The 22,825-nt window shown below is 65.8% G+C and carries 23 protein-coding genes and 1 pseudogene; 7 read left to right on the top strand and 17 right to left on the bottom strand.

What is annotated here, in order from left to right:
* Positions 1-5: 5 nt before the first annotated feature.
* The 6 genes from D3H54_RS27405 to D3H54_RS27380 all read right to left on the bottom strand — a co-directional run bounded on the left by D3H54_RS27405 (position 6) and on the right by D3H54_RS27380 (position 7,553).
* Positions 6-1,199 (bottom strand): acetyl-CoA hydrolase/transferase C-terminal domain-containing protein, encoded by a 1,194-nt coding sequence (locus tag D3H54_RS27405; RefSeq protein WP_432246430.1) that lies wholly within the window; start codon positions 1,197-1,199, stop codon positions 6-8.
* Positions 1,196-2,341 carry an acyl-CoA dehydrogenase family protein gene (locus D3H54_RS27400; protein ID WP_149382864.1) on the bottom strand — a complete coding sequence of 382 codons (1,146 nt, stop codon included), beginning with the start codon at positions 2,339-2,341 and terminating at the stop codon, positions 1,196-1,198. Before D3H54_RS27400 ends, D3H54_RS27405 begins: the two co-directional genes overlap by 4 nt.
* Positions 2,325-3,569 (bottom strand): acyl-CoA dehydrogenase family protein, encoded by a 1,245-nt coding sequence (locus D3H54_RS27395; RefSeq protein ID WP_149382863.1) that lies wholly within the window; start codon positions 3,567-3,569, stop codon positions 2,325-2,327. The genes D3H54_RS27400 and D3H54_RS27395 overlap by 17 nt, the downstream gene beginning before the upstream one ends.
* The gene (locus D3H54_RS27390) at positions 3,566-5,056 is read right to left on the bottom strand and encodes a class I adenylate-forming enzyme family protein (protein ID WP_149382862.1); all 1,491 of its coding nucleotides are present in this window, start codon (positions 5,054-5,056) and stop codon (positions 3,566-3,568) included. The genes D3H54_RS27395 and D3H54_RS27390 overlap by 4 nt, the downstream gene beginning before the upstream one ends.
* A gap of 100 nt (positions 5,057-5,156) precedes the next feature.
* Complete coding sequence (locus D3H54_RS27385; RefSeq protein ID WP_149382861.1) at positions 5,157-6,374, bottom strand: cytochrome P450; 1,218 nt, start codon at positions 6,372-6,374, stop codon at positions 5,157-5,159.
* A gap of 24 nt (positions 6,375-6,398) precedes the next feature.
* Positions 6,399-7,553, bottom strand: coding sequence for a thiolase family protein (locus D3H54_RS27380; protein WP_149382860.1), 1,155 nt, complete (start codon positions 7,551-7,553; stop codon positions 6,399-6,401).
* 144 nt (positions 7,554-7,697) lie between these two features.
* Here D3H54_RS27380 and D3H54_RS27375 point away from each other — a divergent pair, with 144 nt between their 5' ends.
* Both D3H54_RS27375 and D3H54_RS27370 read left to right on the top strand, forming a co-directional pair.
* Entirely contained in the window at positions 7,698-9,197 is a 1,500-nt protein-coding gene (locus D3H54_RS27375; protein ID WP_149382859.1) for a class I adenylate-forming enzyme family protein, read from the top strand.
* A gap of 11 nt (positions 9,198-9,208) precedes the next feature.
* Positions 9,209-9,511 (top strand): hypothetical protein, encoded by a 303-nt coding sequence (locus D3H54_RS27370; RefSeq protein ID WP_149382858.1) that lies wholly within the window; start codon positions 9,209-9,211, stop codon positions 9,509-9,511.
* A 31-nt stretch (positions 9,512-9,542) separates the two neighbouring features.
* Here D3H54_RS27370 and D3H54_RS27365 read toward each other — a convergent pair whose 3' ends face one another.
* The 7 genes from D3H54_RS27365 to D3H54_RS27340 all read right to left on the bottom strand — a co-directional run bounded on the left by D3H54_RS27365 (position 9,543) and on the right by D3H54_RS27340 (position 15,795).
* Positions 9,543-10,259: a TetR/AcrR family transcriptional regulator gene (locus tag D3H54_RS27365; RefSeq protein ID WP_286199023.1), complete on the bottom strand. Its 717-nt coding sequence runs from the start codon at positions 10,257-10,259 to the stop codon at positions 9,543-9,545.
* A gap of 41 nt (positions 10,260-10,300) precedes the next feature.
* The gene (locus D3H54_RS27360) at positions 10,301-11,527 is read right to left on the bottom strand and encodes a cytochrome P450 (RefSeq protein WP_149382855.1); all 1,227 of its coding nucleotides are present in this window, start codon (positions 11,525-11,527) and stop codon (positions 10,301-10,303) included.
* On the bottom strand, positions 11,524-11,922 hold the full coding sequence (locus tag D3H54_RS31560) for a carboxymuconolactone decarboxylase family protein (protein ID WP_210419611.1): 399 nt from the start codon (positions 11,920-11,922) through the stop codon (positions 11,524-11,526). The genes D3H54_RS27360 and D3H54_RS31560 overlap by 4 nt, the downstream gene beginning before the upstream one ends.
* Positions 11,915-12,793, bottom strand: coding sequence for an NAD(P)-dependent oxidoreductase (locus D3H54_RS31555; protein WP_210419610.1), 879 nt, complete (start codon positions 12,791-12,793; stop codon positions 11,915-11,917). Before D3H54_RS31555 ends, D3H54_RS31560 begins: the two co-directional genes overlap by 8 nt.
* Positions 12,790-13,998, bottom strand: a complete 1,209-nt coding sequence (locus tag D3H54_RS27350) for an NAD(P)/FAD-dependent oxidoreductase (protein ID WP_210419609.1) — start codon at positions 13,996-13,998, stop codon at positions 12,790-12,792. Before D3H54_RS27350 ends, D3H54_RS31555 begins: the two co-directional genes overlap by 4 nt.
* On the bottom strand, positions 13,995-14,189 hold the full coding sequence (locus D3H54_RS27345; protein ID WP_149382851.1) for a ferredoxin: 195 nt from the start codon (positions 14,187-14,189) through the stop codon (positions 13,995-13,997). Before D3H54_RS27345 ends, D3H54_RS27350 begins: the two co-directional genes overlap by 4 nt.
* 376 nt (positions 14,190-14,565) lie before the next feature.
* Positions 14,566-15,795, bottom strand: coding sequence for an amidohydrolase family protein (locus tag D3H54_RS27340; protein WP_149382849.1), 1,230 nt, complete (start codon positions 15,793-15,795; stop codon positions 14,566-14,568).
* 148 nt (positions 15,796-15,943) lie between these two features.
* On the opposite strand from D3H54_RS27340, the gene D3H54_RS27335 reads away from it, so the two are divergent.
* Together D3H54_RS27335 and D3H54_RS31350 are read left to right on the top strand one after the other, a co-directional pair.
* The gene (locus D3H54_RS27335) at positions 15,944-16,546 is read left to right on the top strand and encodes a TetR/AcrR family transcriptional regulator (protein WP_149382847.1); all 603 of its coding nucleotides are present in this window, start codon (positions 15,944-15,946) and stop codon (positions 16,544-16,546) included.
* Between the two features lie 61 nt (positions 16,547-16,607).
* Positions 16,608-16,754 (top strand): hypothetical protein, encoded by a 147-nt coding sequence (locus D3H54_RS31350; protein WP_168214983.1) that lies wholly within the window; start codon positions 16,608-16,610, stop codon positions 16,752-16,754.
* A gap of 4 nt (positions 16,755-16,758) precedes the next feature.
* Here D3H54_RS31350 and D3H54_RS27330 read toward each other — a convergent pair whose 3' ends face one another.
* The 4 genes from D3H54_RS27330 to D3H54_RS27320 are packed head-to-tail and all read right to left on the bottom strand — an operon-like array spanning position 16,759 to position 19,399.
* Complete coding sequence (locus tag D3H54_RS27330; protein ID WP_286199022.1) at positions 16,759-17,454, bottom strand: DUF2889 domain-containing protein; 696 nt, start codon at positions 17,452-17,454, stop codon at positions 16,759-16,761.
* Positions 17,451-17,771: a hypothetical protein gene (locus tag D3H54_RS31975; RefSeq protein ID WP_286199021.1), complete on the bottom strand. Its 321-nt coding sequence runs from the start codon at positions 17,769-17,771 to the stop codon at positions 17,451-17,453. Before D3H54_RS31975 ends, D3H54_RS27330 begins: the two co-directional genes overlap by 4 nt.
* Positions 17,772-17,781: 10 nt before the next feature.
* Entirely contained in the window at positions 17,782-18,210 is a 429-nt protein-coding gene (locus D3H54_RS27325) for a Zn-ribbon domain-containing OB-fold protein (protein ID WP_149382845.1), read from the bottom strand.
* Between the two features lies 1 nt (position 18,211).
* On the bottom strand, positions 18,212-19,399 hold the full coding sequence (locus D3H54_RS27320) for a thiolase family protein (protein ID WP_149382843.1): 1,188 nt from the start codon (positions 19,397-19,399) through the stop codon (positions 18,212-18,214).
* A 109-nt stretch (positions 19,400-19,508) separates the two neighbouring features.
* Between D3H54_RS27320 and D3H54_RS27315 the strand changes: the two genes are divergently transcribed.
* The 3 genes and pseudogenes from D3H54_RS27315 to D3H54_RS27305 all read left to right on the top strand — a co-directional run bounded on the left by D3H54_RS27315 (position 19,509) and on the right by D3H54_RS27305 (position 22,825).
* Positions 19,509-19,967, top strand: coding sequence for a MaoC family dehydratase (locus D3H54_RS27315; protein ID WP_149382841.1), 459 nt, complete (start codon positions 19,509-19,511; stop codon positions 19,965-19,967).
* 64 nt (positions 19,968-20,031) lie between these two features.
* Positions 20,032-21,225 (top strand): thiolase family protein, encoded by a 1,194-nt coding sequence (locus D3H54_RS27310; protein WP_149382839.1) that lies wholly within the window; start codon positions 20,032-20,034, stop codon positions 21,223-21,225.
* Positions 21,226-21,234: 9 nt separating this feature from the next.
* A pseudogene (locus D3H54_RS27305) lies at positions 21,235-22,825 on the top strand (class I adenylate-forming enzyme family protein).

Below are 22,825 nucleotides of genomic sequence, written 5' to 3'. Positions count from 1 at the left end.
TCCCTTCAGCTCGACAACAATTCGGTGATCAGGCGCCGGCGCTGCGACCAGCCGGCGCCTCGTAGGTCGGCGTGACCGGATTCGGTGACGATCACGTCGACATCGTGCGCGGGCGTGGAGGCAGGGCGACTCAGGTGCTGCACGAGCGGGGAGCGGCCGTTGGTCTCGGAAGGCACGGCGATGATCGACAAACCACCGCGGCTCATCGCCCCCGCGGCGCAGTAGTCGGGATGGCCCCCGATTCCGCCGACCACCTTGTCGCCGACCCCCTCGACGTTGACCTGGCCGTAGTGATCGATCTCGATCGCGGTGTTGACGGCGATCAACGGGGCACCGCGAGACAGTCTGGTCAGATCGTGGGTGTAGTCGATGCCGCGCAGGATCGCCTTGCCGTCTGCCCACTCGTACAACACGTCGCTGCCCATCAGATAGGTCGCCGACGGCGTCGTGGCCATGAGCCCCCGATCTTCGAGATCGACGACGGCGTCGGTCAGCAGACCGGTGTCGAGGTGCACCGGTACCGTCAGACCGCTCAAGAGCGCGGTGCCCAATTGGCCTGGCCCGTATTGCAAGCGGGTCCCCGGCGGGACGAATCGCAACACGGATTCGGCGAGTGCGTGGTGGATCTCTTGGGGTGCCTTTGGTGGTAGCCGTGTGGGGCCGTCCGCACTGTGGCCGATCACCCTGACCTGACCGGGGTCCAAGGCGGGCAGTGCACTGGCCATCGGTGCCGTGGCGTCGATGATCGCCAGTACCGGCACTCCGGCGTCGACGAGTTCACGTTGCCACGACACCTCGGTTGCGAAGTGGAGGTTGCCGTCGCGTTCGACGAGCCTGGTGATCAGTAGGTCGGGCCGCAGTGGCCCCGTCAACAGGGCGCCGATGACCGAGAGCCGAGTCGGGACGAAACGTGCTGTAGGCGTGCGTAGCACGTCACGCACACCCCAGCCGGGCATGAGCGCGGCCACCTCGCTGAACGCAGCGGCGTCGAGGCCCTCCAGCGGGGCGGGCAGCCAACCCAGCAGCAGACGCACCGAGCCGACCTCGCGGGCAACGGCACTCAGCATCGCCCCGATCGACGACCCGTCGTCGAGGCACCGCAGCGCGCCGACGCCATCCCCTAGCGCCACCGTCGCATGTGGGCGCACCGCCGCTCGTAACGCGTCTGCCAGGTCGGGTGTGCGCAAACCTGTTGTCACCGGGGTTCTTTGGGGAGCCCGAGCACCCGCTCGCCGAGGATGTTGCGCTGAATCTCGCTGGTACCGCCGAGGATCGTCTGAGCACGCCCCACCAGCATGTGGTGCACCAGGTCGTCATCCGCCGGGTCGACGCACGCGTCGGTACCCAAAACCTCGGTGGCCATGTCGCCGAGGTCCTGGTCGGTCTCCGAGGTCATCAGCTTGAGCACGGAGAACGCCGACGACGTGAGATCGCCCGAGTCGACGGCCCGCTGCCAGGTGTAGCGCAGCAACCACATCCGCGACCATAGCCGCGTCAGCGACCGAGCGAGCACGGGGTCGAGCACATCGTGATTGCGCGCAGCCTCGACCATCCGCTCGTGCAGCCGGAACATCGACACCGCTTGGGATCCCAGCGTCAGGCGTTCCCGTCCCAGGGTCACGATGGCGACGGCCCAGCCCTGGCCGACCCCGCCGACGAGGGCGTCGTCGTCGAGCTCGGCGCCGTCGAAGAAGACCTCGTTGAACTTGCTCTCGCCGTCCATCTGGGTCAGCGGGCGCACCGTGACGCCCGGGGCGTCCATCGGCACGACGAACATCGAAAGGCCCCGGTGCATTTCGGGACCGGTGCGTGCGAGCAGCAGCCCGAAGTCGGCCGAGGCCGCCGCCGAACTCCACACCTTCTGGCCGTCGATGCGCCAGCCCGTCGCAGTGCGCTGTGCACGGGTGCGTACCCCGGCCAGATCCGAGCCCGCACCGGGCTCGGAGAACAACTGTGTCCATACTGCGTCGCCGAGCCGGATGCCGTCGAGATAGCGGGCCTTCTGCTCCGGCGTGCCGAACTTGATCAGCACAGGGCCTACCAAGTCAGCCCCGGTGATGTTCAGCTGACGCGGCACATCCGCGCGTGCGCACTCTTCGGCGAATGCGGCCTGGTACGCCACCGTGGCTGCGGCCCCGCCGTATTCGAGCGGCCAGTGCAGGCACGTGTAACCGTGCTCGGCGAGGTAGCGGTGCCATGCCCGGCCCGGTTCGACATCGTCGGCCGTGGGCGTCGGACCGTAGTTTCGCAGACCGTCCGGTTTCGGTGCAGCGGTGAGGAATTCGCGAAACGTTGTGCGCAGGGCGCCGATGTCCTCGACGACGTCAGGCGAACTCGACACCGGAACTCCTTGGCGGTTGGCCGGTGCTCGGATGGCCCGGGATGGGTGGCTCCTCAGGTGCGAGAGGGGACCCGTTGGTCAACGTCGTCAACCGGTCCCAGTGTTGGGCGGGGGTACCGAGTAGCACCTCGTCGGTGCGGGCTCGGCGGAAGTAGAGGTGGGCGGAGTTCTCCCACGTGAAGCCGATGCCCCCGTGGATCTGGACGTTGGCGTGTGCGGCATTTCGCAGCGACTCCGAGCAGACCGCCTTTGCCATGCTGGCCCGCAGCTGTGCCTCGGTGGCGGTATTCGCGTCGTCGGTGTCGAACGCCTCGAGCGCGGCCTGGGAGGCCGATCGCGCCCACTCGAGGTCGACCAGCATGTTCGCGCACTTATGTTTGATGGCCTGAAAACTGCCGATGGGACGGTTGAACTGCTCTCGGGTGATTGCGTAGGTGGTGGCCAGTTCCAGCACCCGTTCGCACGCTCCGACCTGTTCGGCCGATAGCACCGCCAATGCCATATCGACGGTGCGCGAAACGATTTCGTCAACCGGTTCCTCACCCGATAACCGGATCGCGGGCGCCACGCTGAGGGTGATCGTGGCCATCGGTCGGGTGCCGTCGAGTACCCGTTCAGGCTGCACCGACACGCCATCGGCTTTGGGATCGACGAGGAAGACGGCCGGTTCACCGTCTTCGCCGATGGCGACCACGACGAGGTCGTCGGCCGCGGTAGCGCCCAGGACGTGGCGCGCGGTGCCGTCGACGAGCCACGTCCCACGGGTACTGGCCGCCTTCATGGTCACCGCGGGGCGCCGCCACAGGCCGCCGTCCCCGGTCAGTGCCGCCGCCGCGGTGCGTCGGCCTTCGACGAGTCCGGCAAGCCGCTTGTCGGCATCGGGATCGTGCTCGGTCAACTCGATCAGCAGCCCGGTGGCCAGCACCATCGAGCTGACGAACGGCACCGGCGCGAGGGCACGGCCGAGTTCGAGCGCGACCACGCCGAGTGCGGAGGCGCCGTATCCCGCTCCGCCCAGGCGTTCGGGCAGCGCAATGGCCCCTACCCCGACCTGGTTGCAGAGCGCGGCCCAGAGGGTGCTGTCGAATCCGGTACCCACGTCCGCGCCGTCGACGTAGGCCTCGCCGTAGCCGACCGCCCGCACTCGCTCCTCGGGTGCGAGTCGTTCGCAGGCTGCGCGCACGGACTGCGTGAGCTCGCGAACCTCGTCCACGGCTAGCGCCGTCATGTGTTGCCTCCTGCGATCTTGCGGGCCAGTTCAGACTTGGCCACCTTGCCGAGGCCCGTCAGCGGGAACTCGTCGACGAGGACCAGCCGCTCCGGCCACTTCTGCTTCATCAGTCCGCGTTCGTCGAGGAACGTGCACAGTTCGTCGAGGGTGACGTCGCGATGCCGTGGGGAACGGCGCACCACCGCGCACACCAATTCCCCCCGCAGCTCGTCGGGCTGTCCGAGCACCGCGATCTCCTCGACGAGCGGATGGCCGAGTAGTTCGTTCTCGAGCTCGTCAGGTGAAACGTTCTCGCCTTTGCGAATGATGAGGTCCTTGATTCGGCCGGTGACCACGATGCGGCCATCGGGGCGAAGGTAGCCACGGTCGCCGCTGCGGAACCACCCGTCTGCGGTCAATGCGCGTGCCCATTGATCGGGGTCGGTGTATCCCGGGCTCAGGTTGCCGCCGCGCAGCTCGATCTCGCCGGTGCCGGCGACCCGCACCTGTGAGCCGGGGATGGGGCGGCCGGCGCTGTTGGCCAGTTGCTCCTCGGTGTCGGTGGCCTCGCTGACGCAGATCATCGGGGCCTCTGTCATTCCGTAAGCGTGCACGACGGGTATCTGTAGGTGCTGCCGCACCTTTCGATGCACCTCGGGTGGGCATGCGGCGCCGCCGCCGATGAGCATGCGCAGTGATGGCATCAATAATTCGTCTGTCGGAGAGGCTATTTGAGCGCTCACCAGCATTTGGTAGAACGCGGTGCTGGCACCTGTGACTGTGACTTCGTGCTTGGCCAGCAACCGGGGCAGGTCATCGGAGTCGACCTTCGGCACCAACAACACCGGGAAGTCGCCGATCAACGCGGCGGCGAGATAGACCATGCCGCCCACGTGTGCGATGGGAAAGGCGATGGTCCCGACTTCGCGCGGATGGCTGCCCAGCCCAAGGTGCGCGACGTACCCGCGTGACGCGCTGAGCAACGTGGCGTCCGTGTGGCGCACGCCCTTCGGCCTGCCGGTGGTGCCGGAGGTGAAATAGATCCAGCGCGGCTCGGCAGCGACGGCTAGGTCGGCATCCGGCGGCACGGCGGGCGATGACATGCGCAGTGCCGCGCCGAAGTCATCCGGCACCGTGATCGTCGGCACCCCGGACACGGTGTTGGCGGCTGTGGATTCGTCGACCAGCAAGACATCGGCACCGGCCACCTCGACGGCAGCGCACACCTCGCGGACCCGGTACAGGTGGATCACCGGGGCCTGCACGACAGGCATGCGGGCCAAGGCCAGCATCACGATCGCGGCATTGACATGGGACGGCAGCTGCCAGGCCACCGTCATGCCGGGCTGTACGCCGGCGTCGGCCAGCCAGGTCGTGGCGGCCGACGACAGCTCGGCGACCTCGGACACGGTCAACGTGGTACCCGCGGCATCACGCAAGAGTGGCCGGTGCGGATGGTCGGCGGCGCGGTCGTCGAGTAATCCGGCGATGGTGCCTGCCGTCACCACTCCACCTCCCGTCCGGGTCACTTTGCTCTAAACATTTAACCAATTCAACAGTCGCCGCTCCGACTTTTCAGCCATTGGCGGACGATCGGCATGCGTGTCACCCGAGGCGAGCGCCCGGGGTGAACGTGACCCGCAATTCGCGTACGGCGTAGACCTCGCCGGCGTCTTCGAACAGCTTCGGCTCTTCTGCCAGGTCGAAGTCGGGTAACCGCTTGAGGATCTGCGTGATCAGCACATCGAACATCATTTTGGCGTAGTGGGAACCCAGGCATCGGTGCATACCGACCCCGAAAGCCATTTGCTTCTTGGCATTGGCGCGGGAGAGGTCGAGTGTGTCGGGGTTTTCGAACATCGCCGGATCGCGGTTGGCCGCGGCCCACATGAGAATCGCCCGATCGCCTTGGCAGAGTAGCTGCCCGTGGAACTGGGCGTCCCGCGACACTGTGCGTGCCAACCCCAGGGTCGGTGTGTACAGCCGGAGCAACTCGTCGGTGCCCTTCTTCACCAGGCTGGGGTCATCGATGAACTGTTGGCGCAGTTTGCGATCCTCGCACAGGCGCCGCAGCACGTTGGCCGTGAATCCGCTGGTGGTATCCATCCCGCCGAGCATCATCAACACCGTGTACATGGTGATCTGGCCGTCGTCGAGCGGCTGGCCATTGAGGGTGCCGCGCAGGATATCGCTGAACAGGTCGTCACCCAGGCCCTCGGCGCGGCGCTGTTCCATATGCTTGACGATCTCGCTGAACATCTCCATGCCCGCGATGCCGGCCTTCTCCGGATCGTGCGCTCGATCGTGCACGGTGCTGTGTACCCAGTGGACCCAATCCATGTGGCGCGACTCGTCGAACTTCAACAGCCGCAGGATCAGTCGAGCCGGCAGCGGAGTGGTGAGTTCACCGACCAGGTCGCACTCGCCGCGCTCGATGAACGCGTCGATTGCTTCATTGGTCATCTCGGTCGCGGCCTCCCGGAACCGTTCTGCCGAACCCGGCGAAAATCGCTTCAGTGTGACCTCGCGCAGTTCCTGGGTCTCCGGTGGGTCGGACTCGATCGGCAGGATCGGCAGCGGCATCTCGCTGGCAGGCACCCCGACCGACGGAAACGAGTTGAAGAGTGCGTCGTCGCGGGCGGCTTCGAACACCGACGCGTAGTCGACGAGCGCCCAGAATCCCTCATAGTGATCGGAATGAGCGACCGGACAGCCCGATTCGCGCATCTGACGGAATGTGCCGTAGGGGTCCTCGCGGAATTCAGGCGCGTGATGGTCCAGATTCACTTCGGCGCGACGCTGAACTTCCTGGGTCTCTGTCATTGGCGCAACTCCCTTTTCGCTGGGTTACCTGGACAGGATGGCTACGGCGGCGGTTCCGGGCGCTCCGTACAACTGGGCGAGTGCGACCCGCGGATCTCCTGGCACCTGACGGTCACCGGCGGTGCCGCGCAATTGATGTACCAGCTCGTAGATCTGGCGCAGGCCGGAGGCGCCGACGGGTTCCCCGTTGGCAATCAGGCCGCCGTCGGTGTTGATCGGCAGCCGGCCGCCGATCTTCGTGGCGCCGTCTGCGAGCAGGGTCTCTTGTTCGCCGTCCTTGCACAGGCCCGTCTCGGCCATGTGGATGATTTCCGAGCCCGCGTCGGTGTCCTGCAGTTGCGCCACGTCGACGTCATCGGGGCCGATTCCGGCAATCTCATAGGCAGCGTGGGCAGCCTCCGATGTTGTCCCGGGGACGATCGGCAGCTCGATCGACGTGCGCAACAACTCGTAGGCGCCCTCACGACGACTCCGCAGCGCCGTTGCCCGCAGGTAGATCGGGTTGTCGGTGTACTGCTTGGCCTTATCGGCCCGGCAGACCACCACGGCGGCGGCACCTTCGTTGGGATTGCAGTACATGTATTGGCGCAGTGGCGCATTTACGAGGGGTGAGCCCAAAATGGCGTCAATACTCATGGGCTTGCGGCGCCATGCATGCGGTGCCAGGGCGCCATGTTCCATATTCTTGGCCGCGACCCGGGCCAAAGCCTCTTCGCTGATGCCGTGGTCGTGCATGTATCGCATGATCTTGGTGCCGAAGTAATGGGTCGTCAAAAACATGCCCTGATCGCCGTACCACTGGGGTAACCCCGACACCGAAGGGTCGGCGCCGAACGCGCCGCGCGGGTGCTTGTCCAGTCCGACGCCGACGGCGATGTCGGCCTCGCCGAGTTGGACGTCACGCGCTGCGAGGGTCAACAGGGAGTTGCCGGTCGCGCAACCGCTCAACGTCGCCCTGGCCGGCACTCCGGTCATCCCGGCAAGTCCGGTCACCGCCTCCGGGTTGGCGACCTCGAGGCTGCCCGCGTACACGCTGCCCACGTCAGACCATTGCACGCCGGCGTCGCGCAAGGCTCTGCTGATGGCCACCGCGCCCATTTCCAGCGCGGAGCGGTCCTCGTACCGCCCGAACGGGTGCAAGCCCACGCCGATGATGGCGATCTCGGGCGTGCTGCTCATTGCGCTCCTTCGTTCAGCGTGTGTCAGTGCCCAACCCCCCGATGGGGAGTGTGCACGTTGACTCGGATACCACTAAGCCTATAACTATATAGCTGATTCTGGAGACGCGGGCTAGGATCGCATTACTGACTGAAGGCTGAGGCGTTGAGCATTTCGTTGTTGTTGGAGATGGCGGTGTCAGCCGACCCAGAGCGGATCGCCCTGGTCGACGGGACCAATCGGATCACTACCGCCGAGCTGAGTGATCTGGCCGATGGCGGAGCAGGCGTGATCGCGTCTTCCGGCGCCGAGCACGTCGCGTACGTAGGCACCGGGGGCCTGATGCAGCCGCTGCTGATTTTCGCGGCCGCCCGGGCCGGGCTGCCGTACACGCCGATCAATTACCGGCTCAGTGCCGAGGGCGTCCAAGAGCTGATCGGCCGGTTGCCCAATCCGCTGGTGATCGTCGATGAGCGCTATCGCGATGCAGTCGGGGACGTGGCTACCCACGTCATGGACTCCGCGGAGTTTGTGGCCGCAGCGCGTGTGGTCGAGCCCACAGCGGAGTTCGCGGATGCGGAAGACATTGCGATCGTGCTGTTCACATCAGGTACCACGTCGAAGCCGAAAGCCGTTGAGTTGTCCCACGGTAACCTGACGAGTTACATCACCGGCACTGTCGAATTCGACTCGGCGCAAGCCGCGGATGCCGCGCTGATCTGCGTGCCGCCGTATCACATCGCCGGAGTCAACGCTGCGATGTCGAACCTGTATGCGGGTCGGAAGATGGTGTACCTCAACAGTTTCGACGCCGGCGATTGGGTGCGTCTGGTCGCCCAAGAGGGAGTGACGACGGCGACCGTTGTACCCACTATGCTGGATAGGATCGTCATGGAGCTCGAGCAGCGGCCGACCCAGCTCCCGACGTTGCGCAACTTGGCATACGGCGGATCGAAGGTGGCACTTCCGCTGGTGCGCAAGGCACTCGAGTTGTTGCCAGACGTCGGATTCGTCAACGCGTACGGACTGACCGAGACCAGTTCGACGATTGCCGTATTGACACCCGACGATCACCGCCACTCGCACGGGAACCCCGACGAACTGGTCGCGAAGCGGCTCGCTTCGGTTGGTCAGCCGGTGCCCGGCATCGAGGTGCAGATCCGTGACGAGGATGGCACTGTGCTGGGCCCGGGACAGCCCGGCGAGCTATACGTGCGGGGCGAGCAGGTGTCGGGCAAGTACACCGGAGTCGGCTCCGTGCTGGACGACGAGGGCTGGTTTCCGACCAGGGACATCGCGACGCTCGACGATGCGGGCTATCTCTTCATCACCGGCCGATCCGACGACACCATCATCCGTGGCGGTGAGAACATCGCACCTGCCGAGTTGGAGGACGTCCTCGTCGAGCATCCCCACGTGCGCGAAGTCGCAGTGGTCGGTGTCGAGGATGCCCAGTGGGGCCAGGCCATCGTCGCAGTGGTCGTGCCGGCGCCGGGGATCGAGGCGGACCCCGACGAACTGCGCGAACACGTCCGCAAGGCCCTACGAGGGTCCCGGACTCCCGACCGCGTGGTGTTCCGCGACGAGCTGCCCGTCAACGCCACCGGTAAGGTGCTACGCCGCGAGATCGTTGAAAGCCTTCGCGTCGCTGGTATCGAAAAGTAAAGGAAGACACCATGATCAAGAATGGAAGCCGCCTCCAGAGCCAGGTGTGCGACACGCAGGTGATCGTAGTGAAGGCCGCCGACAGCCTCGACGACTTGCGGTGCGGCGGCCACCCGATGCTTCCGCTGGACGCCGAGCGGCCTGTCACTGCTGCGTTGGACCCCGCCTTCGCCGGGGGGAGCCTGATGGGCAAGCGCTATGTCGACGAGGACGGTGCCGAGGTATTGGTGACCAAGGCCGGAGCAGGGTCGCTGTCCGTCGGCGCGATGGCATTGACCCTCAAAGAAGCCAAGCCGCTGCCGGCCAGTGACTGACGCCCGACGAAGCGGGTTCACTCAATCGCGGTCAGGACTCGTGATCGATTTCGACGACCGTTGACTCGATGTAGCGGTCGACGTCGGTTTTCGGCGGATAGGCGGGCCCGCTGCGTTGGTGAACACTGACCAGAATGTCGACCAGGCCGTCAGCCATACCCTCGAGTCTGTCGCGGGAGCCTTCGATGGCCAGGCTGTGCTGGATGGAAACGAGGCCGTGCAGTCCTGTCCACAGAGTGTGGGTTGCCTGGTAGAGGGGCAGTGACAGCGGGTAGCCCGCATCGGCACACGCGGCGAGAGCGCGGCGCAGCCGGGCCGACACTTGCCGCGCCGGATGCAATCCCATGCGTTCGCGTTCGACGACGGGCTGGCGAATTTCGTACATGAGCCGGTAGTGGCCGGGATTGTCCATCGCAAAGTGGCAGTAGGCGTGCACCTGGGCCCGCAACCGCTCGCGGGGCCCGTCCGCAGCGGCGGCGATATCCGCGGCGGCCATCCGGTCGGCCAGTTGTCGGTACTTGTCGGCCAACGCCGCCCAGACCAACTCGGTCTTGTCAGCGAAGTGCAGATAGATGCTCGCCGGCGTGACGCCGACTTCGTGGGCCACCGCGCGCATGGTGAGCTTCTCGTCGCTGCCCCAGTCGTCAAGCAAACGGTTCACCGCCGCGAGCACTTCGTCTCGCAGTTGGTCGCCCTGGCCACGGCGGCTCCGGCGGCGTGCCGGTTGTTCCTCAGCGCGGTCGGCCATGCCCACCACCTTAGGGCGAGCGCACCCAACCACGGCAGTTGTCACAAGGTCACGAGCATTTTCTTCACGCCGTAGTTCGTCCCGTAGGCGTCCATCTCGACCTCGTCCAGCGGTGTGGCCAACTTCAGGCCGGGGAAGCGCTGAAGCAACTGCGGAAGAATGGTTTTCAACTCCGCCCTGGCAATGTTCTGACCGAGGCACTGATGCACCCCGTAGCCAAAGGCGAGGTGCCGGGTCATCTTCCGGTCGAAGTCCGGCTCATCCGGGTTGTCGAATGCTCGGGGGTCGCGGTTGGCCGCAGGCATGGCGACCACGACGAGGTCGCCTTTGGCAATCGCCTGACCGGCGATTTCTAGGTCCTCCTTGGCGGTGCGGCCGAGGCCGAACTGGACGATGGTCAGGTACCGCAGCAGTTCCTCGACGGCAACTCCGATCTTCTCCGGGTGGTCAGCGAGGTCCTGGCGCTGGACGGGATGGGTGAGCAGGGTCAGGGCCGAGAGGCCGATCATGGCCATGGTCGTGTCGTGCCCGGCGAACAGCAGCAGTACACCGATGCCGATCAGGTCTTCGTCGGACAGAATGGAGCCGTCTTCTTCGCTTTTGCGGATCAGCTCGGCAAGCAATCCCTCGGAATCAGGGTCGGCGCGCTTCTCCGCGACCAGCTTGGTGATGTACTCCACCAGCCAGTGCGCACCCGTATCGCGCTCGGCGCGGCGCTTACTGGTGTCCATCATCACCTCGGTGGCGTGATGGAACTTGTCCCGATCTTCGTAGGGAACGCCCAGCAGCTCGCAGATCACCAGGCACGGGATCGGCAGGGCCAAGTGCTGAATCAGGTCGACCGGCTCACCATCGGCGCCCAGTGCCTCGATGGCATCCAGATGCTCCGTGACGATGGTGTCGATGTAGGGCTGCAGATTGGCCTGCACCGACTTGGGCGTGAACTTGCCCGACAGTAGTCGCCGATACGCGCCGTGGTCGGGAGCGTCCATCGAATTGAAGGTGGGCGGCAGCGCCTCGGCGGATTCGTTGACGTCGGGGTCGACGTCGTCCTCGTCGGCGACGTCGTGACGTGGGCGCTGCGAGCTCAGCCGCGGGTCGGAGAAGACCTGGCTGCCCTCCTCGAAGCGGGTGACGAGCCAGCCGATGCGACCGCTGGGGAACCGGACGCGGGTGACGGGCTGCTCCTCGCGCAGCTGGTCGTAGGCCAGCGGCGGGTCGAGGAGCCGCTCCCGTTCGATGGGCATATCGGGAATCGTGTTTGTCATCTGTTGTGCTCCTTGGCTTCTGGATCGGACTTGGCTTGATGTTCGCTGATGGCTGCCTCGACGCCCTTGTTGACCTGGGTGCCGTTGCCCCAGCCGACGTAGTAGTGCAATTGCAGGACAGCCTCCCGCAGCTCGCCGGGTGACAGCTCATCGTTCTGCAGCGCCCCGCGTGCCTGGATCTCGATCAGGTCGGCACGGCCCAAGGCGGCGGTGGCTCCGATGACCAGGAGGCGGCGGTCGCGGATCGAAAGGCCGGGCCGGCTCCATATCTCACCGAAGAGATGGTCAATCGTGTCTTGCAGCATGGGGTTTGACACGTCGGGCATCGTTTCGGAGAATCCTGGTCCGTAGACCGCATCCATGGTTTTCAGGCCCAGTTCGGTTGTTTCACTCATGAGTGTCCTTCTGCGGGATGGCCAACGTTTCGGCGCCCCTCGCTCGAGCAGCATCGACCAGGGGAACGGCGATGGCGTTTCGCGCCGCGAGTTCCTGTGCTGCAGCGAGGTCCTTGTCCATCAGACGCAGCACCTGCGGTACTAAACCTCGGGTGTCTTCGTCCGCGGAGAGCCGGTTGCGTAACCAGGAGAACAGGGTGGCGCCGAGCGGATCGGCATCCTCGACAACGGTGATGAGATTTCGTGGGTCGACGCCGGTGGACTCGACGAGCGTTGCGGCCTCGTGGACGGCGCGCCAGGTGCCGTAGGTGATGACGTTGCGGGCGATCTTGGTGGCCATTCCGGCGCCCAACGGCCCACAGTGGACCACGTCCTTGGCGAAGTCCGACAGTACCGGCATGGCAGCGGCGACGGTGGTTTCCTCGCCGCCGAGAATTGCGACGAGGCCATCCGGGACCGCTTGCGTGACACCGCAATCCAACAGCGCCACACCCTTCTCGGCGCAGATCTGCGCGAGTTCGTGCACGACCGGAACGGCAACAGTGCACAACAGCACCAGAATCAGACCTGGTCGGGCGGCGACAAGCACACCGTCGTCGGCACACAGAACCTGGCGCGCCTGATCGGCGTCGACCACGGCGATCAGAACCACGTCGCTGTCGCGAGCCACCTCGGCCGGCGACGTGGCGGGCGCAGGCACACCGGGTAGACCATTTGCGGCATCAGGGCGGACGTCGTAGACCACCGGGGTCCGGCCGTTGCGAGCCAGGCTTACCGCCACGCCGCCGCCGATCATGCCAAGTCCTATGACGCCGGCACGCGGCTCCTTACGAGTTGCTTCGGTTGTGCCGTTTACAGTTTGGGTGCTCATGCGGAGGCCTCCTCGTTGATGACGGATGAAAGTTCGGCCTGCTCTGCGACCAGTGCGCGGGCGGCGCGAAGCGAACGGAACATGTTGATGCCGACGGCGGCACGTGCGCGTCCGTTCTTGCCGTAGATCGCGACGAGCTTGCGTTCCCCGATGCTGCCGTCGATGACGGTGAACGAGTCGGCGCCTCTTGGCAGGCCGTACATTTGGATCTTCAGGTCGTACTGGTCCGACCAGATGTAGGGCACCGGCACGAAGGGGGTCGGATCGGGTCCCGCGACGATGTTGCGTGCGACGGCCATGCCCTGTTCGGATGCGTTCGTTCGGTGTTCTATCCGAATGCGTTCGTCGACACCGACATGGTGCCACGATGCCACGTCGCCCGCCGCCCACACACCCGGCGCCGCCCGGCAGTATTCGTCGCAGACCACGCCATTGCCGATCGGAACGCCGCTTCCGGCCAGCCATTCGGTGTTGGGAAGCGAGCCGATCGAAACCAGCACCAGGTCGGCGGGCAGCGCGGTGCCGTCTGCGAGTTGGACGCCGGTGGCCCGGTCGCCGTCGGTCGCGATGCCGACAACCTTGGTGCCGGTGAGAACCCGCACGCCGTGCTCGGCGTGCACCCCGACGAGGAGTTGGCCCAGTTTAGTTCCCAGCACATCGGACAGAGGAGCTTCAGCGTCGGACACCAGGATGACGTGCGCCCCCGCGGCGCAGGCGACCGAAGCCACTTCGGCACCCAAGAATCCGGCGCCGACGATCACCAGACGCCGATGTCCGGCCAACTCCGAACGCAGTCGCCGCGCGTCACCGAGGGTGCGCAACACATGCACACCGGCGATGCCGTCGCTGCCGGGCATGCGCCGGGGGCGCACTCCGGTGGCGATCACCAAGTCCTGGTAACCGACCCGGGATCCATCGGAGAGGGTGACCGCTCGGCTCGCGGTGTCCACCGCCTCCGCCCGCACACCAAGCCGCACATCGAGACCCAGCGCGGTGATCGCAGCGGAGTCGCGGAGGTCGAGGCTGTCCTCGGACCACGTGCCAGACAGAAGCTCCTTCGACAACGGTGGCCGATCGTAGGGGAGCCGATCCTCCTCGCCGACGAGTGTGATCGGTTCCCTGAAGCCGTCGTGGCGCAATGTCTCAGCAACCGATAGGCCGGCCGCCGACGCTCCGACGACCACGACGCCCGCCGCGGTGGTCACTCCTGCACCGCGATCGCTGCCGCCGGGCATACCGCAGCGGCCTGGCGCGTCGCTTCGTACTGGTCCTCGGACGGATCAGCGTCGAGAAGAATGACGATCCCGTCATCTTCTCGCTGGTCAAAGACCTGCGGTGCGATCAGGACACACTGGCCGGCCGCGCAACACTTCGTTTCATCAATCGTGACGTGCATCGTCACCCTCCTTACCACATTAAGTGAACTAAGTTCAGTTATAGGGCGAGGCTATACCCCGAGTGCCGGCGGCGGCCAGCGTTAAGGGCGTGATTCAGCACACACTAACTAGATTCACTAAGTAAATGACCGAGAGCCATGGAGTGGCGCAGGCACCGGGGCAACGCAATACGGGATCGCACCCAGTGCGGGCCCGACGAGGACTGCCGGGCAGGCGTTGTGCCGCCGACTCGGCGGTCATCTCGCCAGGCGCAGGGGTCCGACATGCGCCAACGCCGTCGACCCAGCTACAGTCCTGGATAGGTCTGTAGCCGGGTCGACGGCGTTGGCAGCCGAATCTTGCGCGCGAATGCTATTGCACGCCCGTGGAAGGCGATCAGGCGTTGGCGAACTCAGGTGGCATGACGGCCGCCGGATCGGGATTCGCTAACGGCAGACCCATGAAGCGGCGGGCGTTGTCACCCATGAAGTCGTACGTGCGGCGAACGTCCATGCCTTCGGCGTACTTGAAGTAGCCCTTGGGGGTGGCGAGGCCTTCGGGGTGGGGCCAGTCCGAGCCGAACATGACCTTGTCCCATCCGACAGTCTCGACGACGTCGGCGACCGAGCCCTCCCAGAACGGGCTGACCCAGCAGTTACGGCGGAACACCTCGTGCGGATGCTCTTCGAAGTTCTGCGGCATCTTCTTGTAGGTCATCTCCAGATCGTCGAACAGCGGCTTGATCCAGGCACTTCCGTTCTCCACGCTGGCGATGCGCAGCTTGGGGAATCGGGTCAGGGTGCCGTGGCAGATGAGGCTGGTCAGCATATCGGCGATCTCGCGGTGGCCCAACGCCGTCCACTTGAACGCCGACATCTCAAAGGCGCTCTCGGTGGTCGGCGGCTCCCACTTGTCGATGTACTCCTGCAGCGGAGGTTGGCTGGCATGCAACACGATTGGGAGCCCGGCGTCCTCGACGTCGCGCCAGAACGGATCGAACTCCGGCAGTGCGGGGGAGCGCCAGCCCTTGTACCCCTTGACCGGTGCGGGCTTGATCAGCGCGACCTTGGCACCGTTCTCGAGAATGTATTCGAGTTCGCGGCGGCCCTCCTCGACGATGCCCAGGTTGATCACCGGTGTGGAATAAATGCGGTCGGCGTAGCTGAAGCCCCAGTGTTCGTGCATCCACTGGTTGAGCGAGTGGATGATCGCTGCGGTCAGTTCGGGGTCCTCGGCCGAGGAGTGCTCGACCAGGTTGGCCAGGGTGGGGTAGTTGATGCACGCGGCGACGCCTTGGCCGTTGAGTTCGGCGATGCGGTCCTCAGGGTTGCGCGCCCCTGGCGGGCAGTCGATGCCCCGGCCGGACATCTCGCGCATCGTCAATCCCTCGGGGTTCTGGCCGGAGTAGAACTTCTCGTGTGCACCGGGAGCAGCGACCCGTTCGAACGTCGGGTTCGGCATGTAATCAGTGATCTTGTTCAGGATCGCGATGCGGGTGTGCCTGCCGATCTGGACGAACTGGACGGCCTTCTTGTACTGCTCGGGCAGGTACTTGAGCAGTGCGTCCGGCGTCTCGTACATGTGCTGGTCGGCGTCGAAGATGGGTGCGTCGGTGAACTGGGTCATCGGTGTGCCTCTCGGTGCTGTACATCGGGCTGCGTATAGCTTCGCGCAAGTTGACAGTTGTGTCAAGTAGGATCTGCCTGGGATCTATTAGTTAGCGATGAGCTGCAAGCTATTGCACTTGACGCTACTGTCATATAGAGTGGTCGACGTGACCGTCACCTCGGGTGTCTCCGCTGAGACGCAGCTGGACGCCGGCCGTGGTGAGCGCACCAGGGCGGCCATCCTGGATGCCAGCCGTCGCCTGTTTCTGGAACGTGGCTACGCGGGCACGCCCATCAATGCGATCACCGAGGCGTGTGGCATTTCCCGGGCCGGCTTCTACACCTACTTCAAGGACAAGCGGGAGATCTTCAACGTCCTCGGCAAGGCTGCTTACCGGGAGGTCTTGGCTGTCATCGCCGAGTGGGCTGACGCCGAGGCGCAGTTCGCTCCGGCCGACATCGAGTCGTGGGTCGGCCACTACTTCGACTACATGGACCACCATGGGGCGTTCGTGCTGGCCTCAGTACATTCGGCGCCCGACGACGAGGAGTTCCGGACGTCGCGCAACCGCATGGTGACTCGAGCGTCGTGGCGGTTGGGTCAGGCCATTGGTGGTGACGGTGCGCACTCACCGGAGGTCGTCGGCGTCGCCGTGATGGGCATGTTGGACCGGGCGTGGCACACGGTGGACCGGCAGACTGTCGGCGTCGACCGCGGCGAGATGATCGCCGTGGTCGCCGAGATGATCGCCGGCATGTCGAGACGTTGATCATCGTGGTTGGGGCACAGCCGAATTGGCTACTCGGTCCCCGACAGCGAAGGAGCACAAAATGTCAGGGTTCGATACCAGCCAGCCCACCACCGACGAAGCGGTGATCGAGGGCGAGATTTCACCGGACGACCCAAAGGAGGCGGAGCCGGCCACGCCGCCGACGGATCCGGACGAACTCGGCGACGCCACTCCCGGACCGCGCTGAACGACTAGCCGCGCTCCACCTGGCTGAGCAACGCCTCTGCATCGGCCACGCTGCGAAGCAGGTCGTTGAGATGGGTGCAGGTGCTCGTTCCGGATAGTTCTTGCCTGACCCGGAAGTGCAACTCCGCCAATGCCATTCCGGTGATCCGGGTGGCACTGGCGACCGCCCCGGGGCACTCGCGCCAGGGCAGCACCCGCGGCTCGGCGTGCGCTTCGAGGATTACGCCAGTGGCGGTTACCGCAGCGGTCAGGGTGTACTCGTGGATGATCGTCTCCACGCCGTCGGCCCGCACGTAGGTATCGCGGAACATGGCGTCGATCTGGACCAGACCATCGCCTGCGGGAAGGACATCGATGCGGCGCCTGCGACGCATCCCGTGTACCGCGAGCGGAGTCATTGGGTGCCAGGCCCATTTGTCGTTCCCGCGATCGAGGTCAGGCGCCTGCGGGCCGGTGACCACTACCGGGTCGCCTTCCTCGAACGAAGTCATCAGCAGGCCGCCGGTCGTGAAGCCGGCACACTGGTCGGCGACCGGCAGGTACCCCGACTTCGTGTATTCGCCCAGCGCGCCCGAGGCCGAAAGTGCATGTCCGGAAATAAGTGTCGCGACGGGGACGTCGTCGAGAAGCGTATAGCGAAGGTCGCGAGAGGCTCTCAGTTCGGGTGCCGCCTTATCCGCGGCGGCCCGGAATCCGCTCATCGCCGGCGCCCCGGACAGCTGCGGCAGCCCGGCGCAGGGGGCGTCACGCTGACATGGCGAACCACCCGGGCGACGAGTTCGATGGTCGCCGACAGGGCCGCCTCACCGAGCACGGACACGCTGCCATCGTCGGCGGTCAGCAGGTCGCGGGCCCGGCCCTCGAGATGTACCGGATCCACGGTGCCCTCGGCGCGCGTCATGTCGATCGAACTGGTTCGACGTACCGAACCTGGCCGGCGTGCAGGATTCGCGGTCGTCGGTTCGTGCAGGCCGTGTAGGGGATGAAGCCCGAACGACGGCTTGCCGAGGTCCGTCACCCCGTCGACTCTACGTGACGGGCCGGAAGGCAAACGTCACGAGGGACTTGCCGTCCTCGGTCTCCAATGTGGTCGTCGTGGACACCAGGGCCTGACCGATGGTGAGTTGCTCAGCGGTCGCGCCGACGATCAGTGTCTCCACCAAGACGCCTTCGGGCAGCTCCACGAATCCGACCACGTACGGCGTGAACACCTTGGGGTCCCGGTTGCCCTTGTACGGCAGCGGCGGCGGGAACTCCTGTGTGGTGTAGGTGTAGAGCGTTCCCTCGGTGGACAATTCGATCGGCTCGATGTCGTCCTGGATGTCGGAATCGCCGTCGAAGAGCTCTGGCCGTTCGGCGGGGAACTTCACCACGCCCGACGAACGCCTGCGCGACGCGAACAACACCGTGCGCTCGCCGTCGACCCGGAACAGTCCCTCGGTGATCAGTGTGGTCATGTCAGGCCACCTCGATGACCATCGCGGCGCCCATGCCGCCGCCTGCGCACATGGACAACACGCCGATACCGCCACCGCGCCTGCGGAGTTCGTAGATTGCCGAGGTGACCATCCGGGCTCCCGTTGCGGCGATCGGATGGCCAAGGCTGATGCCGGACCCGTAGACGTTGACGATCTCCTCGTCGAGCCCCAGTTCGCGCGCGCACGCCACCGCCTGGGCGGCGAACGCCTCGTTGATCTCGAACAGCGCCACGTCCTCGAGCTTGCGGCCGGCGAGCTCCAAAGCCTTGGGGATGGCCTTGATCGGCCCGCTTCCGGTACGGGTCGGGTCGAGTCCGACCTGCGTCCACGACAACACGTGGGCCAGTACGTCTTGACTGGTGTCGGGCACGGTCAATGCGACGACGGCAGCCGCGTCGTTGATGCCCGAGGAGTTGCCCGCCGTCACCGAGAAGCCCTCGATTTCGGGATGCAGCACCTTCAGCCCGGCCAGCGATTCCATGGAACTGCCGCGGCGCGGATGCTCGTCCTCGGCGAAGGTGATTGTGCTGCCGTCGGCCTGGGGCACCTCGATCGGGATGATCTCGTCGACGAACGCCCCGGCGTCGATGGCCTTGATCGCGCGCTGATGGCTACGCAGCGCCCACGCGTCCTGGTCCTCGCGAGTGAGGCCGTACTGGATGTTGCAGTTGTGCGCCACCGTGATCGACATGTCCATCGCTGGGGCCTCTGCGGTCGGCGGATGCGACTCGGGGAACCACTGCTCGTAGTCCTCGGCCGACTTGCCTGGCGTAAAGAGCTTGCGTTTCTGCATGATTGGGCCAGTGGACAGCGACTCCATGCCGCCGGCCAGGATGGCGTTGCTCATCCCGGAGGCGATCTGCCCGGCGCCCACGGCGATCGCCGAGAGGCTGGAAGCGCACTGGCGATTGACCGCCAGGCCTGGGATGTCGACCAGGCCGAGCGCGACCGCGATGTAGCGGGCGCTGTCGCCGCCGCCCTGCATGCTCTCGGCGAGCACGAGGTCGTCGAAGTCCGCGGGGTCCAATCCGGAGCGCTCCACTGCCGCTGCCACGACGGGCTTCGCGAGGTCGATGGCGGGCACATTGGCCAGCGTGCCTCTGCGTGCGGTTCCGATGGCCGTGCGAGCAGCGGCGATGATGGCTGCGCGGGACGTGGTGGTGGCCATAAGTCTCCCTGATCCGTCTGCGGCGGGCTGGTTGCCCGGCGAGCCCGGCCAGTCTATACCGTTAAATAGATAGCGGTATGGCGGGTATCTCTGAGGACGGGAGCGGTCGATGAAGGTGTTCGGGTCAGTGGACGATGCGATGGCGTCGATCGGTGAGGAACTCGGCGTCAGCAGGTGGGTGGAGATCGACCAGGCCCGCATCGACGCGTTCGCCGACGTGACAATGGACCATCAGTGGATCCACGTCGACGTCGAGAAAGCCAAGGCCGAAAGTCCCTACGGCGCGACCATCGCGCACGGCTTCTTGACCTTGTCACTCATCCCTGGAGTGAGCAAGGACAACTACCGCGTCGAGAACGCGAAGATGGGCATCAACTACGGGCTGAACAAAGTTCGCTTCCTGGCACCCGTCACATCGGGCAGTCGGATCCGGGTCCGTTCCGAGCTCGCGGACGCGACGAAGGTCGCCGACGACACCGTCAACCTGACCGTTCGGCACACCGTGGAAATCGACGGGGTGGACAAGCCGGCCGCCGTCGCCGAGCTGATCGCGAGGTTCGTCTGGTGAGCGAAAACGTTAGATGTATACATGGATCAGCGGTGAATAGAGACCAGGCACCCAAGGAGCTCCGATGAACAGGGGTCCGTTCGACGGTAAGGCAGTCCTGACCGGGGCGGGCAAGTCGCAGGTCGGCCGCAGACTGGGCCGGACAGGTCTGGACCTCACGCTGGAAGCGGTCCTGCGGGCCATCGAGGACGCCGGGCTGAGCGTCGATGACATCGACGGCATCGCCAGTTATCCGGGGCCGGGCGTTCCGGACGCCGGTTTCTCAGGAGCCACCGTGCAGGAGGTGCGTAACGCGCTCGGCTTGCGTTCGCGCTGGTACGTCTCGGCGATGGAGACCGCGGGCCAGATCGGTCCCGCGATCGAGGCGTGCATGGCCGTCAGCCTGGGCCTGGCCAACCATGTTGTCGTCTATCGGTCGGTATGGGAGTCCACCGCGGCCCAGCAGGCCGGCGGAGGCCGCGCCTCGGTGCTCTTCGGCGGTGGCGAGTTGCCGCCGCACCTGGAGTGGACGGCGCCGTTCGGGGCCCTGTCCGCGGCGAACTGGTTGGCGATGCCCGCACAACGCTACATGCACGACTTCGGATTGACGCGCGAGCACCTCGGCCGCATCGCCATCAATGCCCGCACGAACGCCGCTCGCAACCCCGACGCCGTTTACCGCGAGCCCATGACGATGGCGGACTACCTCGGGGCCCGGATGATCTCGGAGCCACTGTGCCTCTACGACTGCGACGTGCCGTGTGACGGCGCCACCGCGGTCATCGTGTCGCGCCGCGACGCTGCCAACGGGCTACCACGCCACCCCCTGACGGTGGAATCTGTCGGCCCGGGCATGTACGAACGTGCCACCTGGGACCAGCGGGCGGACATCACCACGATGGCAGCGCACGATTCGGGTGCGACACTGTGGGAGAACACCAGGCTCACGCCTGCCAACGTGGACATGGCACAGCTGTACGACGGATTCTCGTTCCTCACCGTGATGTGGCTTGAGGCGCTTGGGTTTTGCGATCACGGTAAAGTCGGTGAATTCCTCGACGACGGTTCCCGCATCGCACTGGACGGCCCGCTGCCGATCAACACCAGCGGTGGGCAGCTTTCCGGTGGGCGGTTGCACGGCATGGGCTTCCTGCATGAGGCATGCGTGCAGCTGTGGGGTGAAGGTGGCGAGCGCCAGGCCCCCAAGACTCCTGAGGTGGTGGCGGTCGGGGTCGGCGGCGGACCGGTGGCCGGCTCGATGCTGCTGAGCAGTCGGTAGTCGGCGCCGATGGCGTGGACGGCGGCTGACGCACCGACGCTCGGTGACGTCGTCACCGACAACGCCGAGCGATTTCCCGATGTGGTCGCCTATCGACACGGCGATCGCACCCTCACACACGTGCAGTTGCGGGACCGCGCGGTGCGGCTGGTGTCGGCGATGATCGGCGCTGGAGTGCGGCGCCGCGGGCGCATTGCGGTGTTGAGCCGCAACGGAATCGAATTCGGCGAGCTCAACGCGGCATGCCAGCTCAGTGGCATCGTCATGGCGACGGTCAACTTCCGGCTCACGGCCCACGAGATTGGCGACGCACTGCGGCGCGTCGAGCCCTCGATCGTGTTCGTTTCCGCCGAGTTCGCACCGGTGCTGGCCGGGGTTGCGACCTCGTCGATCCGCGCATCGCTGGTCGTGGTCTTCGGCGGGCCGGCGCCAACCGGAATGATCGACTACGAGGAATTCGTCGGCGGAGGTGATGCCGGGAACCTGGCGCTGGTCGCACGTCCGGCAGGTGTGGCCTACCTGTTGTTCACCAGCGGCACCACCGGCGCGTCCAAGTGTTGCGTGCTCGGCCAACGGGAGATGTATCAAGTGGCGTTGACGATGAACGCCGAGATGCGTTGTGGCAGTGCAGATCGGGTGTTGATCAATATGCCTATGTTCCACGTCGGAGCCCTGGCTATCGTCGGTGGATTGCATGCCCGCGGCGGGACCGTGGTGCTGCAGCAGCAGTTCGACGCGGCCGAGGCTGTCCGGTTGATTGCCGCCGAACGGATCAGCGTGCTGCACCTCGCCCCGGTCATGCTCAAGGCCCTACTCGACGAAGCGACAGCCGCGCCGACGATGGAATCCGTTCGCACCGTGGTCTATTCGGCTGCGCCGATGCCGGCAACGACGCTGCGGCGCGCACTCAGTGTCCTTCCCGGTGCGGGGTTCCTGAACCTGTACGGTCAGACCGAGGTCATCGTGTCCGGCCTGCCGCGCGAGCTACACGATCTGACCGAGCCCGGAGCGGAGCGGCGGCTGCGCTCGGTCGGCTTCCCCTTCCCGCCACCCGGGTGCGCGTCGTCGATGAAGCCGGCCGCCCGCCACCCGGGTGCGCGTCGTCGATGAAGCCGGCCGTGACGTGCCTGCCGGGACGGCCGGGGAGATCGTCGTGCGATCCGCCTCGATGTTCCGCGGCTACTGGCAGGACCCGGCGGCCACCGAGGCGACGCTGCGGGACGGCTGGTGTCATACCGGGGACGTGGGCCGGCTGGATGAGCACGGGCTGCTGTACCTCGTCGACCGCATCAAGGACGTCATCATCAGCGGCGGCGAGAACGTCTACTCACCCGAAGTCGAGGACGCGCTGTCCGCGTTGGACGGCGTCGCCGCCTGCGCGGTGATCGGGGTACCCGACGAGAAATGGGGCGAGGCGGTCTGTGCCGTCATCGTGCCCGCCGCGACGGCATCACCGACGCTCGAGGAGTTGCAGGACGGTGTACGCACACAGCTGGCGCGCTACAAGGTGCCGCGGCGGCTGGTGCTGCGCGCCGAACTGCCGGTGCTGCCGAGCGGCAAGGTGGACAAGAAGCGCCTGCGGGCCGAGCTGGCGGGGTGA

The sequence above is a fragment of the Mycobacterium sp. ELW1 genome, from assembly GCF_008329905.1.
Lineage (GTDB): Bacteria > Actinomycetota > Actinomycetes > Mycobacteriales > Mycobacteriaceae > Mycobacterium.
Note: the sequence above shows the minus strand (reverse complement) of the source record. Positions and strands in the feature narration are given on the sequence as shown.